Here is a 16,097-nt window from a genome sequence, read left to right on the forward strand (position 1 = left end):
ATAGGTCTTACGCCGCTATGGCGATCTGTGTCTTCAGGTCCTGCGGCCGGTCGCCGAGAGTTTCGAAAGCCTCCTGGATATTCTCCAGGGAATAGCTTGCCCTGGTGAAATCATCCGTGCGGAAACGGCCATGCGACAGCAAAGTCAGCGCGTCGTGCATATCCTCCCCCATGCCGGCAACGGACCCCTTGAGGCTGCCCTCCTCCAACACCGTGCGGAGGATATCGACGGGGACCGTTTCGCCCGGCGGGGTGATGCCGAAGAAAGCGACATGTCCGCCGCGACGCGCCAGGTCAAAGGCCTGCTCGTAGAGTTTTCGATTGCCGACGCTTTCGATGACGAAATCCGCACCGCGCCCGCCCGTCATCCGAAGCACGGTTGCCTTCAGCTCCGCCGGATCGGACACCACAGCATCCGCCCCCGCTTCGAGCGCCATGCGGCAGCGATCGGCCGAAAGATCGGCGACGATGATGGGCGCCGCACCGACGAGCCGCATCATCTGAACATGCAGACTGCCAATCGGCCCGGCGCCGAAGATGACGACGGACTGGCCGAACGTCACCTTCGCCTTGCGCGCAGCGCGAACGACGCAGGCGACCGGCTCGGTGAGGGCCAGGATATCGTCAGGGATATCGGCCTCGACGGGGATAGTAAGGCGCGCAGGCACAGCGACGAACTCGGCAAAGCCGCCATCCCTGCCGATACCGACCTGGGTGACTTCGGCGCAGTTCAGCACCTCGTTGCGACGGCACCAGAAGCAGGTGCCGCAGCCGATATTGATGTCGACAACCACGCGCGCGCCGACGGCCAGATGCCGGACATTGGCGCCGCGCTCTGCGATCGTTCCGCAGAACTCATGACCGGGGATCAGCGGCAGTTTGTCGGCGGCGTAGTGACCGTTGAAGATGTGAATGTCCGTGCCGCAGATGCCGGTGCGCGTTACCCGCACCAGGACATCCTCCGGCCCGATGGCCGGGACTGGAACGTCACGCAGTTCGAAGCGCTTCGGCGCGATCAGAACGGCAGCGCGCATGGTGCTCATCGCCATCCCTCACTTCACGGTGCGCAGCTTGGCGCGGTCGATGGTGAGCGCGATGGCGACGATCAGCACGATGCCGAAGACGATCTGCTGGCGTGTCGCGTCAATCTCGAAATAGAGCATCGATGCGCGGATGACGGCGACAATAAGCGTACCGATCACCGTATTGACCACGCCCCCGACCCCGCCCGTCAGCGGCGTGCCGCCGACAAGAACGGCAACGATCGCTGGCAAAAGGAAACCGTTGGCAATCGTCGGCGCACCGCCCGAAAGCTTTACCGCGAAGAGCAGGCCGGCGATGGCGGCAAGCGCACCGGAAATCGCGAAGGCGAGGATCTTGTAGCGCGCGACGTTGAGCCCCGAGGCGGCGGCAGCAAGCTCGCCGGCGCCGACCGCCTTCAAGGCTCGGCCAAGCGTCGTCCGCCGTTCAATGAGCAGGCAGATCGCGACGAGCACGGCGGCAATCAGCAGCTCATGCGGCACGCCCCAGGTGCGACCGATCATCCAGCCGAAGGTCTCGTTGCGCTGCGTCGCATCCATGTTGAGCGCCCGCTGGCCGGAAAGCCATTGCGCGATCGAGAAGGCAACGCCGCCGACGGCGAGCGTCGAGATGAAGGACGGCACGAAAAGGCGCGTTGTGACATAGCCGGAGAGCATGCCAAGCAGGAAGCCCGCGAGCACGCAGAGCACAGCGACCCACGCCCCCATCGACGCAAGATAGACCGAGGCGACGACCGTCACCATGTTCGCCATGGACTGGGCCGAAAGGTCGATACCGCCGATATAGATGGCGAAGGTGAGCCCGAGCGCCATGATGAACAGCGGCACGATATCGCCAGCGATGCCGAGCAGGTTCGAAGGGCGCAGGAAGCCCGGATCGTTGATACCGACGATCGCGACGAGCACGGCGAGCGTGATCCAAGGCAGGTGCGGTTTAAGGCGCTGAATATCCATCTTGTCCCTCAGATCATGTAGTGCAGCAGGTCGAAGGGCGTGGGCTTGGCGCCCGGTTCGCAGGCAAATTCTTTCTGCATGCGCCCGTCCTTGACGACGATGATGGTGTGCGACAGGCCGATCGCCTCTTCCAGCGTATCGGCGACGAGCACGATGCCGACGCCCGCCGCGCTCATCGCGCGGATCATGTCGTAGACGTCTTCCTTCGCGCCTATGTCGAGGCCGCGTGTCGGGTGGTCGAGAAGCATGATATCGGAGCCGCCGGAACGCCATTTGGCGAGCACGACCTTTTGCTGGTTGCCGCCCGAGAGATTGCCGCAATCGGCAAATTCCGAATGCGCCTTGATCGAGAGTTTCTTGATCCAGTCGCGCGCTAGCGCCCGCTCTTCGGCGACGCGTAGAACACCGTTGCTGGAATGGTTCTTCATCTGCGAGAGCGTCATGTTCTCGTAGACATTCATGCCGGCGACGATGCCCTCGATCTTTCGCTCGCGCGGCACATAGCCGACGCCGCTGGCGACCGACTGGCGCGGCGAATAGCCGTTCGCATCCACGCCCTTGATCTTGAGGTGGCCGGTCACCGGCGTCAGCATGCCGTAGATAGTGCGCAAGATCGCCTCGCGGCCGGATCCTTCCGTACCGACGAGACACAGAACTTCGCCGGCGTGCACCTTGAACGAAATGTCCTCGATGCGGCCTGGCAGGCCGACGCCCGCCATCTCGACAAGTACTTTCGAGCGATCGAACGGCGTCTGCAGGTGCTCGCGATAATATTGCTTGTCGACGTTGCGACCGACCATCTTGTGCTGGATCGCTTCCGCCGTCGCGCCACCGCGCTCGACCACGTCAACCACCTCGCCGTCCTTCATGACGTAGATGCGATCGGACAGCTCCATCACCTCGTCCATACGGTGCGAGACGAAGATGAAGGACGCACGGGTCGTCAGTTCGCGGACGAGCTTGAAGAGCAGTTGCACCTCGTCCTTGGACAGAACGGAGGTCGGCTCGTCGAGCAGGATGACGAGATCGCCCTTCACTCGCTCCTCCAACGTCAGAACCTTCGCGAGTTCGACAAGCTGGCGCTGAACGAAGGACAGTTTCGACGTTACGGTTGCGGGGTCGATATCGAGTTTCACCTTGGCGAGCTGCGCCTTGGCGGCATTCGCCATGGCCTTCCAGTCGACGACGCCGAAGCGCACGAACTGGCGCTCGTAGCCAAGGAAGATGTTTTCCATGACGGTGAGGTTCGGGATCAAGGACTGCTCCTGAAACACCATCCCGATGCCCTTTTCCATCGCCTGGCGCGGATTGGAAAAGCGAACGGCTGAGCCGTTGATGAGAACCTGGCCGCCGTCCGGCTGGTAGGCGCCGTAGATGACTTTCATCAGGGTGGATTTGCCCGCGCCGTTCTCTCCCACAAGCCCGACAATCTCGCCGCGCTTGATATGGAAGTTAATGGATTTCAGCGCGTGGACGCCGGGGAATTTCTTGTCGACCGATTTCAGCTCGTACATGGTGCGCCTCACTTCACGAAGGAAACCATCTTGCGGTCGGTGGACAGCACCACCGCAAGAATGACGAGGAGCCCGAGCACTCCGTCCTGGAGGAAATCGGGCAGGCCGATGACGACCATGCCGTTATCGATGACATTGACGATCAGCACGCCGACGAGCGCGTTCCACACACCACCGATGCCGCCCCAGAGTGCCACGCCACCAACGACCACGGACGTGATGGAGACGAACATGAAGTTCGCGCCCGTCACGGACTCCGCCTGCCCGATGCGGGCGACGACGAGGATCGCAGCGATGGCGTAGAAGACGCCGGCAAGTGCAAATCCGGTGACGCGCACACGGGTGACGTTGAGACCCGACGCATGGGCTAGATCCTCACCGCCGCCGACGGCGTAGAAATTGCGACCGAGCGTCGTGTGCGTCTGGATGAACCAGCCGATGAAGAGGAAGAAGGCCGCGACGTAGATCATCAACGGGAAGCCGAGCCAGCGCACGGTGAGCAGGCCCCGGAAGATGGGGTCGCTGACCTTCACTATGTCGCCGCCAGTGAGCAGGATCGCCGCACCCGTGCCGACGAAGCCCATGGCGAGGCTCGCCATGAAGGACGGGATCTTCAGTTTCACATGCACCAGCCCGTTCAAAAGCCCGATCAGTCCACCGAGCACGAGAACCAGCGGGATGGCGACCCAGCCAAAACCTGCGAGCGATCCGCCCAGTTGGGCGAAAATGAAGGCGAACGAGACGGCCGTGAGTGAAACCGTTCCTTCCATGGAAAGATCGATCGATCCCATGACGATGATGAAGGTGACGCCGACGGCGACCATGAGCGCGGGGGCTGCCGCCATCGCGATACGGGCAAAGTTCCGCAACGAAAAGAAGGTCGGGTTGAGCGCGGTGAAAAAGATCACCAGCGCAATCAGCACCAGAAGAGGCGCCCATTTGATCAAGGTTTCGCGCGATAGGCGACGTGTCACGTCAGACACCCCTCTAATGAGATTTCGCAGGAGATGTGGCGGCAGCGCATGCGGCTGCCGCCGTGCCTATGGTCAGGACCTGTACTGGATCTGGCCGTTAGACGGCCCCCAGAAGTCCTTCCAGTCGTAGGTCGGCACGGTATCAAGGTACTTCGCCTTGAATTCCGCCGCGTCCTTGGCGGTGACGAGGACCGTCGGGCCGTAGAATTCGCGGTGCTCCTTCGGCTCTTCGGAAGGTTTGAAGGTGCCGATGGCAGCATGGTAAGCAAGGGCGGCACTGATGCCGCCGCCCCAATGCGGATTGGTGAAGACGGTGGCGAGAAGCTGGCCATCCATGACCATCTGCACGGCTTCGGGATTGCCGTCATAGGCAACGATCGGCATGTTCTCGATACCCTCGGCGCGCAGCGCCTCGATCACGCCATAGGCGATGTTGTCGTTGGCGCAATGCACGCCCTTGATCTTGTCGCCATGGCGCGTGAGGAACGAGGCCATCAGGGCCGCACCCTTCTGGGTGTCCCAATCGGCCGGCTGCGCATCGAGCAGTTCGATCTTCGGAAAATCCTTCAGCGCGTTCTTCAGGCCGGCAAGACGCTCGACGGCCGGGTTGTTGGCCGCGATACCGCCGAGATGAACCACGCCGCCCTCGCCGCCCATGGCTTCGAAGAGGATGCGGGCGGTCTGTTCCGCCGGCTGCTCGTCCGACCAGGTCATGTGCGAGACGTAGTTGTCGCCGAAATCCCAGGGATGCAGGTCGTCGGTCTTGTTCCAGATCGTCGAAATATAGGCGCCGGCGGCCTGAACGGCCTCGACGACCGGACGGGCGTTCGGGCTGTCATTGGGATCGCAGGCGATGGCGCAATTGCCATTGTTCTTGGCAAGGAAGGCCTTGATGTCGGCCAGCGACTTTTCGGTCGAGCCCTCGTTGATGAGGCTGACCAGCGCGCTCTTCGGCTTGCCGAGCGATTCCACGAAGGCCTCGCCACCGGATACGACCGAGTTCCAGTAGGCCGATGCGCGGTCCCGGTAGCTCCAGGCGATCGCCGGATCCGTCAGCGCGGCGCGTGCACTGCCAGCACCAAACAGCCCCGGCACAGCGGCCGCGCCCATGCCTGCCGCAGCCGCAAACAGAAAGTTGCGACGGCTGAGCGTCTCCCGCTCGATGAAATCCTTGATAAAGGTCGACATTGGTTCCTCCCAAATCCCCGATTGAAACGCTTCCCGCGTTACCGCTGGCCCGGCTGCCGACAAGGGAACCCTGCCTTCAGGTGAGACGCTCCAGCGTGCCTCTCACGCCATTTAACGCACTAACTAGTTACTTCTTTCAATCTACCCAAGTCAAGTGTTTTTCAGTAGGATCGCAACAGGCAATCGCACCGCCCGGCTTTGACGGACGGCGATGCGTGCGTGTATGAGTTGCAGGCAAGACATCCCGACCGCGGCAGAGGACAGGTTCAAAACATGACCGGCGAACAGACAGAAAAACCGGTGCGCAAGCCCCGCATCCGCGACGCCGAAGCCACCAAGGCGCGCATCCTCGACGCTGCTAAAAAAGAATTTGCGAAGAATGGTTTAGGCGGCGCGCGGGTGGATGATATTGCCGAGAAGGCCAAGGCCAACAAGCGCATGATCTACCACTATTTCGAGAGCAAGGAAGGGCTGTTCCAGACCGTTCTGGAAGACGCCTATCTCGACATCCGCAGCGCCGAGCAGAAGCTGCATCTGGAAGATCTCGACCCGACGGCTGCGCTCGAAAAACTGGTGCGATTCACCTGGGAATATTATCTGAAGAACCCGGAATTCCTGACACTCGTCAACAGCGAGAACCTGCACCGCGCCAAACATCTCAAGAAATCGGAGATCATCAAGGTTTCGAGCCGCAAGCTCGTCAACATGGTTTCGAGCATCCTCGAGCGCGGCGTGAAGGCCGGTGTGTTCCGCAAGGACGTCGATCCCGTGCAGCTCAACATCACAATTGCCGCCGTCGGCTACTACTACCTGACGAACCGTTTTACGGGTACGATCATTTACGAGCGCGATCTGATGGCCAAGGACGCACTGGAGCAGCGCATCCAGTTCAACATCGAAACGATCACGCGGCTCGTCACCGTTTGACATGACCTGTCGGCAAAACACGCCATGAAGCGAAAGGGAATCAAGGAAGTCGCGGCGGCTGCCGGTGTATCGGTCGCAACGGCCTCGCATGTGTTGTCGGGAACCGGACGGCCTTCCGCGGAAACGCGCAAGCGCGTGCTTGGGATCGCCGACGAACTCGGCTTCATCCGCGACGCTTCGGCGGCGCGCCTGCGTACCGGCAAGTCCAATCTCGTCGGCGTCATACTCAACAACATCGTCAATCCGTTCTTCAGCGAGCTCGTCGCTTCGCTGGAAGCGACGGTCTACGAGTCCGGCGGCCTGACGCTTTTGGCGACCGCCCAGAACGACCTCGTCCGGCAAGAGCAGCTTCTGGCGTCCATGGTCGCACAGGGCGTCGGCAGTGTTATTCTCTCCCCCGTTCATGGCAGCACGGCAGACGATCTTGCACCCGTTCTCGCACATGGCCTTCCACTTGTCGTCTGCGTCCGCGATGTTGTCGGCAGCCGGGTCGCATTCGTCGGCGTTGACGATGAAAAGTCCGGCTACCTCGCAGCCGAGTGTCTGCTGGCGGCCGGCCATCGCTCGATGGTCTTCATCGGCGGCTACCCGCATACCACCACCTGGGACGGCCGCTGCGCCGGCATCCGCCGGGCGCTTGCAGAAGGTGGCCTGCCGGAGGCGGCCTGCCGGATGATGCCGGGCCTTATGCATCCCGACTTTGCCGAGGAGAAGATGCTCTCCCTGGCATCACAAGGCACGCTGCCGAATGCGGTGATCTGTTTCAATGACGATCAGGCCTCGGGCGCCTATCGGGCGTCCCGCAAGCTCGGCATGACGGTCGGACGCGACATTTCCATCGTCGCCTTCGACAATATCCCGCAGGGTCGGATCCTCTACCCGGAGCTGACCACGGTCGATATCCAGCCGGCCCTCATCGGCCGGACCTCGGCGGAGTTCGCCCTCCGAAAAGCCTCGCCGAATGACGGCCCGGCTCCACGCCGTACACTTGAGCCGGCGCTCGTACGCCGCGCATCGGTCATCTCCACCTGAATTTCACATTCGCCTGCGCTTTCCCCTTGACTAAAGGCGGTGTTTGGTTAATCGTTTCAAGTAACGGACTAGTTACATACTAAAGGCGCACGATGGAGACCGATTACATTATCGTCGGTGGCGGTTCGGCCGGTTGCGTGATTGCCGCACGGCTGACGGAGGATGCTGGTGCGTCGGTCCTCCTGCTGGAGGCCGGCGGGCGCGATCGGTCCGTGCTATTCCATTGGCCGGCCGGCTTCGCCAAGATGACCAAGGGCATCGCCAGTTGGGGCTGGTCCACCGTGCCGCAAAGGCACCTGCAAGATCGCGTGCTCTGGTTTACCCAGGCAAAGGTGATCGGCGGCGGATCGAGCATCAATGCGCAGATCTACACCCGCGGCAACCGCCGAGACTATGACGCCTGGGCCGATGAGTGTGATTGCCCCGGCTGGGCCTATCGCGACATCCTGCCCTACTTCAGGCGCGCCGAAGGAAACGAGCGGTTTTCCGAACCCTTCCACGGCACGGAGGGACCGCTCGGCGTCTCGATGCCGCGCGCAACGCTGCCGATCTGCGAGGCCTTCGTCCGCGCCGGACAGCAATGGGGCATGCCCTACAATCCCGATTTCAACGGGCGTCAACAGGCCGGCGTTGGCTTCTACCAGTTGACACAGCGGGATGTCCGCCGCTCCTCCGTGGCCGGAACCTATCTTCGTGAAGCCGAGCCACGCAAGAACCTGACGGTCGAGACCGGAGCACAGGTGCGGCGCATTCTCGTTGCCGGAGGCCGGGCAATCGGCGTGGAGATGATGGACGGAACCGTCCGTCATGCCCGCCGCGAGGTCATCCTGACGTCAGGCGCCATCGGCACTCCCCGCCTCCTGATGCTGTCTGGCATCGGGCCTGCCGAGCATCTTCGCGCTGTCGGCGTCGAGGTCCTGCATGACCTGCCGGGCGTTGGCGAGAATCTGCAGGACCATATCGATATCTGTGTGCTCGCCGAATGTACCGGTCCGCATTCCTATGACGGCGTGCTGCGGCCGGACCGGATGATCGCCGCCGGCCTGCAATATCTCGCCTTGAAATCCGGGCCGGTGGCCTCTTCCCTCTTCGAGACGGGCGGCTTCTGGTATGCAGACCCCGATGCCGCCTGGCCGGATATGCAGTTCCATCTCGGGCAGGGTTCCGGCATCGAAAAAGGCATCGCGACGATCAATGGCTGGGGCATTACCCTCAACTCCGCCCTCATGCGCCCCAGATCGCGCGGCACCGTGCGCCTTGCCTCTTCCGACCCTGTCGCAGCGCCCTTGATCGATCCGAACTACTGGTCCGATCCCTATGATCGCGAAATGTCGCTGCGCGGCGTGGAGATGGCGCGCGAGATTTTGCGCCAGCCGGCACTGCGCCCCTATCTGCGCCACGAAGTGTTGCCGGGCAACAGCGTGACGGACCGCGAAACGCTGTTCGACTATGCCTGCCGCATGGCCAAGACCGATCATCACCCCGTCGGCACCTGCCGCATGGGTACGGACGAATTGGCGGTGGTCGACCCCGAACTGCATGTGCGGGGCATTGCTGGTCTCAGGATCTGCGACGCCTCGATCATGCCGCGCATCAACTCGTCGAACACCAATGCCCCGACGATCATGATCGGGGAAAAGGCGAGCGATCTCATTCGCGGCCTGCCACCCCTGCCCGCAACGGACCTTTCGGAGGAGCGCGACCGCGAGCGGGAACTGGCCTGATTTTTCTGAACAATGGGAGGACTTCATGAAAGTCTATGGAATGCAGCATGTGGGCTTCACGGTGCCCGATCTCGACGAAGCCGTCGCGTTTTTCACGAAGCTGTTCGGCGCGGTCGAATGCCTGTCCACCGGCCTTGTGGATGTCGATGATGCGTATATGCGCCGCCGCCTCGGCGTGCCGGGCAATACGCGCATCGAGGACATCAGGGTGCTTCGCATCGGCAACGGCAGCAATCTCGAAATCTTCAAATATTCCGGCGACGCCGATCCGGCGGCACCCCTCAAGCGCAACAGCCAGCCTGGCGGCTATCACCTCGCCTTTCAGGTGGATGACTGCAATGCGGCCGCTGACCGACTTCGCGCGGAAGGCGTCGAGGTGCTCGACGGCCCGACCTATGTCGATGGCGGCCCCATGGAAGGTCTGACCTGGTGCTACCTGAAAGCGCCTTGGGGCCAGTTCCTCGAGATCGTCAGCATGGATGGACCTTTGGCTGCAGAACGGGCGGGCGGTCCCGCACAGTGGTCGCCCCACAATTAATCGATATCGCAGCATGCGGCCCCGTACCGCATGGCGTTTCATCAGATGCTGAAACGTTTCAATAGCGGGATCTCAGAGGAGGAGAAAATGGGAAAAATGCGAATTTTGGCATATGCGACAGCGCTTTGCATGGCGACTGCAGGTTCCGCCATGGCGGAAAAACCGTTCGAAGGTGTCGAGCTGAAAATGCTCGGCATCGGCGACACGTCGGTCACGCGCCTTGCCCCGATCGTCGGGGAATTCGAGGCGCTCACCGGCGCGAAGGTGCAAATCGACATGCTCCCCTATCCGGGACTGGTGGACAAGATCATCATCGAGGCGAGCTCCGGCTCGCCCTCCTACCAGTTGCTCTGGGTCGATAGCCCCTGGGTCGGCATGCTCGGCGAAGCCGGCGCCCTCGTCGATCTTACGGACCTCGCCAAGCGCGACGCCGCGGAGATCAAGCTCGACGATATCATCCCCATCCAGTTGCAGGAAAACACCTGGCAGGGCCAGCTTCTCGCCTTCCCGGCCTCCGGCATGACCTGGCTCAACCAGTATCGCGCCGACCTGTTCGAAAACGCCGAGGAGCAGGCGGCGTTCAAGGCGAAATACGGCTATGATCTCGCGGCCCCGACGACCTGGGACCAATATCACGACATCGCAGAATTCTTCACCCGCAAGAAAGGCACGAACGCGGGCGGCAAGCCGCTCGAAAACGACCTCTACGGTGCCAGCCAGTCCTACAGCCGCGTGCAGGGCGCCATCACACATGACTACTTCCCGTTCATGCGCTCGTTCGGCGGCGACTATTGGGATCCGGCGACCGGCCTTTGCGCCATGACGGGCGAACCGCATATCAAGGCGGCCGAATACATGAAATCGCTGATCCCCTTCAACCCGCCGGACTATCTCGGCCTGATGTGGGATATCCAGTCCGGCTACATGGAGCGGGGCGAGGCCGCGCAGGCCGCCTACTGGTCGGTTCGGTCGGTGCGCCTCACCAACCCCGCCGAAGCCAAGCTTGCGGAAATCGGCAAGGCCGGCTTTGCGGCCAACCCGACGGACGGCGGCAAGCCGGAACCGACCTATACCGGTGCACTCTCCTTCGCAATCAACGCCAAGGTCCCGGACAAGGAAAAGGAAGCCGCCTGGGCCTTCATCAAGTGGTCGACGAGTGAAGACCTGATGCGGCGCTTCGCCACCGAAGGCAACGGCGTCAGCCAGTTCCGCAAGGCGATCCTCGCCGATCCGGAACTGCAGCAGAAGTACCCCTATTACAAGGTTCTGCTCGACAGCCAGGTGAACGCCAAGCGCCGCATTTTCCATCCGTTCTATCAGGATGTCGAAGAGACCTTCGGCGTCGAGCTGAACAAGTTCATGGCCGGAGATACCGCGACCGCTGAAGAAGCCCTGACCACGGCCTGCAACGCAGTCAACTCACGCCTGAAGATGTTCCCGCTGGATATGCGCCTGCGCTGGATCGACGACGTGCCTGCAAAGGTCCTTGCGGACTGACGCGCACGTTCGCCGCGCCGCCCCTGCCTCCCAGGGGCGGCGCTCCCCAACGCCGGAGCTCCGACATGGCCTATCAAGCAACGCGCAACAGGCGCATCTTCCTTGTTTTCCTGCTGCCCGTCATCGCCGTTCTGTTTCTCACGACGATCTACCCGATGCTCTATGCCGGCTGGTTGTCGTTTCGAAACTACGACCTCGCAAAACCCTTCATCCCGCGCATCTTCGTCGGCTGGGCAAACTATGCCGAGATCCTGTCATCGGGCACCTTCCTGCATGCCTTGATCACGACACTGAAGCTGATGGTGATGACGCTCTCCATACAGCTGGTGCTCGGTGTTGGCATCGCGCTTCTCGTCACGCAGCGCCTGCCCGGCATGGGCGTCGCGCGCACGCTTCTCCTGATACCGATGATGATCTCGCCGGTCATCGTGGGCCTGGTCTGGCTGTTCCTCTATTTTCCGGAACTCGGCTACCTCAACTATTTCCTCAGCCTTGTCGGCATTCCGGCGGTCGGCTGGATCACCACGACCAAATGGGCGCTGTGGGCGATCGCCATCGCCGACATCTGGCAATGGACGCCCTTCATCATGATGGGCACGGCCGCCGCACTGCATTCGCTATCGCCCGAGCCCTATGAGGCGGCCATGATCGACGGCAACTCACGGTGGGACATATTCTGGCGCGTGACGCTGCCGCAGCTGAAGCCTGTCCTGATCAGCCTGATGTTCCTGCGCGCGATCGATGCCTTCAAGATCTACGACATCATCTTCGTGCTGACGAAGGGAGGACCTGGCGATTCCACGGAGGTGCTCTCCATGTTCATCTACCGGGAATCCTTCACCTTCTGGCGCATGGGCATGGGGGCAGCCGCCTCCTTCGTCTCGCTCGCCATCATCACGGTCCTCGTCACCTTCTTCTTCAAGTCGCTGAACCGCGACCGCGCAGCGGTGGAGTAGTCCTATGAACAAGCTTTCGACCCGTCAGGCGATCTTCATCTATCTGCTGCTCGCGGTGGTGCTGATCGTCTTCCTGACGCCGATCTATCTCGTTGCATCCTCCTCGGTGAAACCCGCGCCGATCATGTTCCAGAAGCCGCCGGCCTTCTTCTTCACGCCGACATGGGAGCACTATCACGTGCTTTTCACGGAGCGCCCGTTCCTGAAGTTCATCGGCAACAGCCTGATCGTCGCCCTCGGCTCCACGGCGATCAGCCTCGTGTTCGGCTCGCTTGCCGCCTATGCGATCAGCCGCATCCGGCACAGGCGCATGAACGACGTCGCCTTCTGGATCCTGTCGCTGCGCATGTTTCCGCCGATCACGGTGGTCGTGCCCTACTACATCATCTTCAAGACCGTCGGCCTGCTCGATACGCCGCTCGCGCTGATCATCGTCTATTCCACCGCCAACATCCCGTTGGTCGTCTGGCTGATGAAGGGCTTCTTCGATGAAGTACCCACCGCCCTCGAAGAGGCGGCAATGGTCGATGGCTATGGCATCCTAGAAATCTTCTGGCGGGTGACGTTGCCGCTCGCGGCGCCCGGCCTCGCGGTCTCGGCGGTGTTCTGCTTCATCTTCTCGTGGAACGAATTCCTCTTCGCCCTGATGCTGACGGGTTCCAAGGCGCAGACCGCCACCGTCGCCGTCATGTCCTTCTGGTCGTCGGATGCCGTCCAGTGGGGCCGCATCATGGCGGGATCCTTTATCATCCTCATTCCCGGCGTCGTCTTCGTGCTGACCTGCCAGCGTTGGCTGGTCCGTGGCCTGACGATGGGCTCAGTCAAGTAAGGAGAGACGCATGTCGTCCATTGCACTGGAAAAAGTGGTCAAGCGCTACGGCGCATTCGAAGTGGTCCACGGCATCGACCTCACTATCGAGAAGGGCGAATTCGTCGTGCTCCTCGGCCCGTCGGGCTGCGGCAAGACCACGACGCTCCGCATGGTCGCCGGGCTGGAAGACGTCTCCGGTGGGAAGCTTTCGATCGGCGGGCGGGTGGTCAACGATGTCGCGCCCAAGGATCGCGGCATCGCGATGGTGTTCCAGAACTACGCGCTCTATCCGCACATGACCGTGCGGCAGAACATGGAGTTCGCCATGCGCCCATTGAAGCTCGCTCCCGGCGAAGTCGATCGCCGCGTCCGCGAGACCGCCGCCATTCTCGGCCTCGACGCTCTTTTGGCACGCAAACCATCGGCTTTGTCGGGTGGCCAGCGCCAGCGCGTGGCGATGGGCCGGGCGATGGTACGCACGCCGGATGTCTTCCTGTTCGACGAACCGCTGTCGAACCTCGACGCCAAATTGCGCACGCAGGTGCGCTGGGAGATCGGCAAGCTGCACAAGCGGCTCGGCGCTACCGTCCTCTACGTCACGCACGACCAGGTGGAGGCCATGACGCTGGCCGACAAGATTGTCATCATGCGCGACGGTCATGTCGAGCAGGTGGGCAGCCCCGAGGATGTCTATACCCGGCCCGCCAACACCTTCGTCGCGACCTTCATCGGCAGTCCCGCCATGAACCTCGTTCCCGCACGCCTTATGGGCGGAAAGCTTCAAGCCGAGGCCTTCACGCTTCCCTTGCCCGACCGCTTCACCGGCCGGGCGAGTGAGGGACAGGCCCTGCTGATCGGCATACGGCCGTCGGACGTCACACTGACGAAAGCGGATGTACCGGGCACGCTGCGTGCGACGGTCGAAGTAACCGAATATCTTGGCGACGACGCCCTCCTCGACCTCCGCGTCGGCCCGCACGAACTGATTGCCCAGGTTCCTGCGGCAAACCGGCCGGCGAATGACGCGTCGGTCCATGTCACCTTCAATACGGCCGCGCTGCATCTCTTCGATGCGGCGAGCGGCGATACGCTCCTCTCCTGAAAGACCCGCTCATGCCTATGGAAATCATCATTCCCGCCCGCCAGACCTTCCAGCTTCAGGCCTATGAGGATCAGCCGCTGCAACGCGGCGAGATCCGGGGCCGAACGCTCTGCACGCTGATCAGCCAGGGCACCGAAATCGGCTGGGCCAACGGCGATACCTTTCCGATACGGCCGGGCTATGCCGCCGTTTTCGAGGTCGAAGAGATCGGCGAAGACGTCACAGACGTGAAGCGTGGCGAACGGCGCTTTGCGATGGGCTACCATCGATCGAGCCAGACGCACGCGGCCGAAAACACCCTGCCGTTGCCGGGCGGCATGGCGCCCGAAACGGCAGTGATCGCGCGGCTGATGGGCGTGTCGATGACCACGCTGATGACGACCAAGGCACGCCCGGGTGATCGCGTCGTCATATCCGGCGCCGGCCCCGTCGGCTTCCTGGCGGCGCATCTGTTCCGGATCGGCGGCTATCGCGTTACGGTGGTCGACCCCGACGCCCTCAGACGGGATCAGCTTGCCCAAAGCGGCATCACGGATACGCGCGCGGCCATGCCGCTCGATGATCCCGATCTCCAGGGCAAAGTCGCACTGGTCGTCGATTGCTCCGGCCATGAGGGTGCCGTGCTGGATGGCTGCCGCATCGTCCGCCGCATGGGTGAAGTCGTTCTCGTCGGCGTTCCCTGGCGGAAGTACACCGATCTGACGGCCCATGACGTGCTCAACGCCGTATTCTTCAACCACGTCACGCTCCGCTCGGGCTGGGAATGGGAGCTTCCCATGCACGGCCGCAGCTTCCTGTGGGAAGAGCTGCTCGAAGGCTACAACAACGCGCCGCACTCGATTTTCAGCGGCTTTGCCCGTGCCATCGAATGGCTCGCCGAAGATCGAATCCCGCTCGATGGTCTGCTTCACCGCGCGACGCCTGAAAATCCGACAAAGCTCTACGCAGACGTCATGGCACGCCAGATTGCCGAACCGTTTATTGTGGTGGACTGGTCGCGCCTGAGCAACACAACCGGCAACTGATCGAAGGGAGGCGCGCGACGGCTTCGTCGCAGATACCGTTCAATTGCGCGGAGCAACAACGCAATTTTGCCTTTCACAGCGATCTCCATTCCCGCGGATACGCGCATGTCAAATTGTCAAATCGGGGGTACCCATCTCCCACTTCGTAATGGCTGTATCGAATTTTGCCTTGAAATATCTTGTAGCATATACCGCGCCGGGCGTCGGATACGTTCAGATAGAGGACCTGAAAAGGTAATCCCGCCGTTTTTTAACGGGGCTCGATCGTAGAATTCACGCAGCCATTTTCAGTTTTTGTGCGGGTGTGATTCCGCTGATGCCCATGTTTGGTCGTTCGTTGTTGTAGGTCCAAAGCCACCCTGTGGCGAATTCCTGTGCCTCCTCTATGCTTTCGATGATGTATTGGTCGAGCCATTCATGCCGGACGATACGATTATAGCGCTCGACGTAAGCATTTTGCTTTGGGTTGCCGGGTTGGATGTGACTCAAGGCAATGCCTTGGGTCGCAGCCCATTCCATCAGCTTGCCGCTGACATATTCCGGGCCGTAGCACCTACGGAAAAGATGAGCGGAGGCAGCCGAGACAGCGGTGCGCGCAGCTTTTCGCTGCAAGCGCGCACCGCTCGAGGCGGCCATGGCCAGTCAGAATTTCTCTAGGGTCAGGACTCGTTGATCACAGCCAGAAGATGACGGTTGGGGCCAGAGCGAGGGCGGAGAAGAAGACAGTCGGACATCGGTGGTACCGGGTGGAGACGCGGCGCCAATCCTTGAGGCGACCGAACATGATCTCGATGCGGCTGCGGCGCGTGTATCGAC

14 protein-coding genes and 2 pseudogenes are annotated in these 16,097 nt (G+C 61.8%); 9 read left to right on the plus strand and 7 right to left on the minus strand.

The window, feature by feature from the left end; genetic code table 11:
• Positions 1–7: 7 nt before the first annotated feature.
• The 5 genes from ACT6VE_RS31955 to ACT6VE_RS31975 form a co-directional block, all read right to left on the minus strand.
• Entirely contained in the window at positions 8–1,042 is a 1,035-nt protein-coding gene (locus ACT6VE_RS31955; protein ID WP_444802268.1) for a zinc-dependent alcohol dehydrogenase, read from the minus strand.
• Between the two features lie 9 nt (positions 1,043–1,051).
• The gene (locus ACT6VE_RS31960; protein WP_444802269.1) at positions 1,052–1,993 is read right to left on the minus strand and encodes an ABC transporter permease; all 942 of its coding nucleotides are present in this window, start codon (positions 1,991–1,993) and stop codon (positions 1,052–1,054) included.
• 8 nt (positions 1,994–2,001) lie between these two features.
• Positions 2,002–3,507, minus strand: coding sequence for a sugar ABC transporter ATP-binding protein (locus tag ACT6VE_RS31965; protein ID WP_444802270.1), 1,506 nt, complete (start codon positions 3,505–3,507; stop codon positions 2,002–2,004).
• Positions 3,508–3,515: 8 nt separating this feature from the next.
• Positions 3,516–4,481, minus strand: a complete 966-nt coding sequence (locus ACT6VE_RS31970) for an ABC transporter permease (RefSeq protein ID WP_444802271.1) — start codon at positions 4,479–4,481, stop codon at positions 3,516–3,518.
• Positions 4,482–4,553: 72 nt separating this feature from the next.
• Positions 4,554–5,669 carry a sugar ABC transporter substrate-binding protein gene (locus ACT6VE_RS31975; RefSeq protein ID WP_444802272.1) on the minus strand — a complete coding sequence of 372 codons (1,116 nt, stop codon included), beginning with the start codon at positions 5,667–5,669 and terminating at the stop codon, positions 4,554–4,556.
• A 273-nt stretch (positions 5,670–5,942) separates the two neighbouring features.
• Between ACT6VE_RS31975 and ACT6VE_RS31980 the strand changes: the two genes are divergently transcribed.
• The 9 genes from ACT6VE_RS31980 (at position 5,943) to ACT6VE_RS32020 (ending at position 15,281) form a co-directional block, all read left to right on the plus strand.
• Positions 5,943–6,596 carry a TetR/AcrR family transcriptional regulator gene (locus tag ACT6VE_RS31980; protein WP_444802273.1) on the plus strand — a complete coding sequence of 218 codons (654 nt, stop codon included), beginning with the start codon at positions 5,943–5,945 and terminating at the stop codon, positions 6,594–6,596.
• 24 nt (positions 6,597–6,620) lie between these two features.
• On the plus strand, positions 6,621–7,628 hold the full coding sequence (locus tag ACT6VE_RS31985; protein WP_444802274.1) for a LacI family DNA-binding transcriptional regulator: 1,008 nt from the start codon (positions 6,621–6,623) through the stop codon (positions 7,626–7,628).
• A gap of 92 nt (positions 7,629–7,720) precedes the next feature.
• Complete coding sequence (locus ACT6VE_RS31990) at positions 7,721–9,352, plus strand: GMC family oxidoreductase (protein ID WP_444802275.1); 1,632 nt, start codon at positions 7,721–7,723, stop codon at positions 9,350–9,352.
• Positions 9,353–9,377: 25 nt separating this feature from the next.
• Positions 9,378–9,890, plus strand: a complete 513-nt coding sequence (locus ACT6VE_RS31995; protein WP_444802276.1) for a VOC family protein — start codon at positions 9,378–9,380, stop codon at positions 9,888–9,890.
• 96 nt (positions 9,891–9,986) lie between these two features.
• Positions 9,987–11,387, plus strand: coding sequence for an ABC transporter substrate-binding protein (locus ACT6VE_RS32000; RefSeq protein ID WP_444802277.1), 1,401 nt, complete (start codon positions 9,987–9,989; stop codon positions 11,385–11,387).
• 65 nt (positions 11,388–11,452) lie between these two features.
• Positions 11,453–12,343 carry a carbohydrate ABC transporter permease gene (locus ACT6VE_RS32005; protein WP_444802278.1) on the plus strand — a complete coding sequence of 297 codons (891 nt, stop codon included), beginning with the start codon at positions 11,453–11,455 and terminating at the stop codon, positions 12,341–12,343.
• 4 nt (positions 12,344–12,347) lie between these two features.
• Entirely contained in the window at positions 12,348–13,172 is an 825-nt protein-coding gene (locus ACT6VE_RS32010; protein WP_444802279.1) for a carbohydrate ABC transporter permease, read from the plus strand.
• Positions 13,173–13,182: 10 nt separating this feature from the next.
• Positions 13,183–14,256 (plus strand): ABC transporter ATP-binding protein, encoded by a 1,074-nt coding sequence (locus ACT6VE_RS32015; protein ID WP_444802280.1) that lies wholly within the window; start codon positions 13,183–13,185, stop codon positions 14,254–14,256.
• A gap of 11 nt (positions 14,257–14,267) precedes the next feature.
• A complete protein-coding gene (locus ACT6VE_RS32020) occupies positions 14,268–15,281 on the plus strand; it encodes a zinc-binding dehydrogenase (RefSeq protein WP_444802281.1) in 1,014 nt (337 codons plus the stop codon).
• A gap of 273 nt (positions 15,282–15,554) precedes the next feature.
• Here ACT6VE_RS32020 and ACT6VE_RS32025 read toward each other — a convergent pair.
• Both ACT6VE_RS32025 and ACT6VE_RS32030 read right to left on the minus strand, forming a co-directional pair.
• Positions 15,555–15,827 (minus strand): annotated as a pseudogene (locus ACT6VE_RS32025) (integrase core domain-containing protein); the annotation flags it as partial.
• A 127-nt stretch (positions 15,828–15,954) separates the two neighbouring features.
• Positions 15,955–16,097 (minus strand): annotated as a pseudogene (locus ACT6VE_RS32030) (IS5/IS1182 family transposase); the annotation flags it as partial.

The organism is Shinella sp., assembly GCF_052438155.1.
Taxonomy (GTDB): domain Bacteria; phylum Pseudomonadota; class Alphaproteobacteria; order Rhizobiales; family Rhizobiaceae; genus Shinella.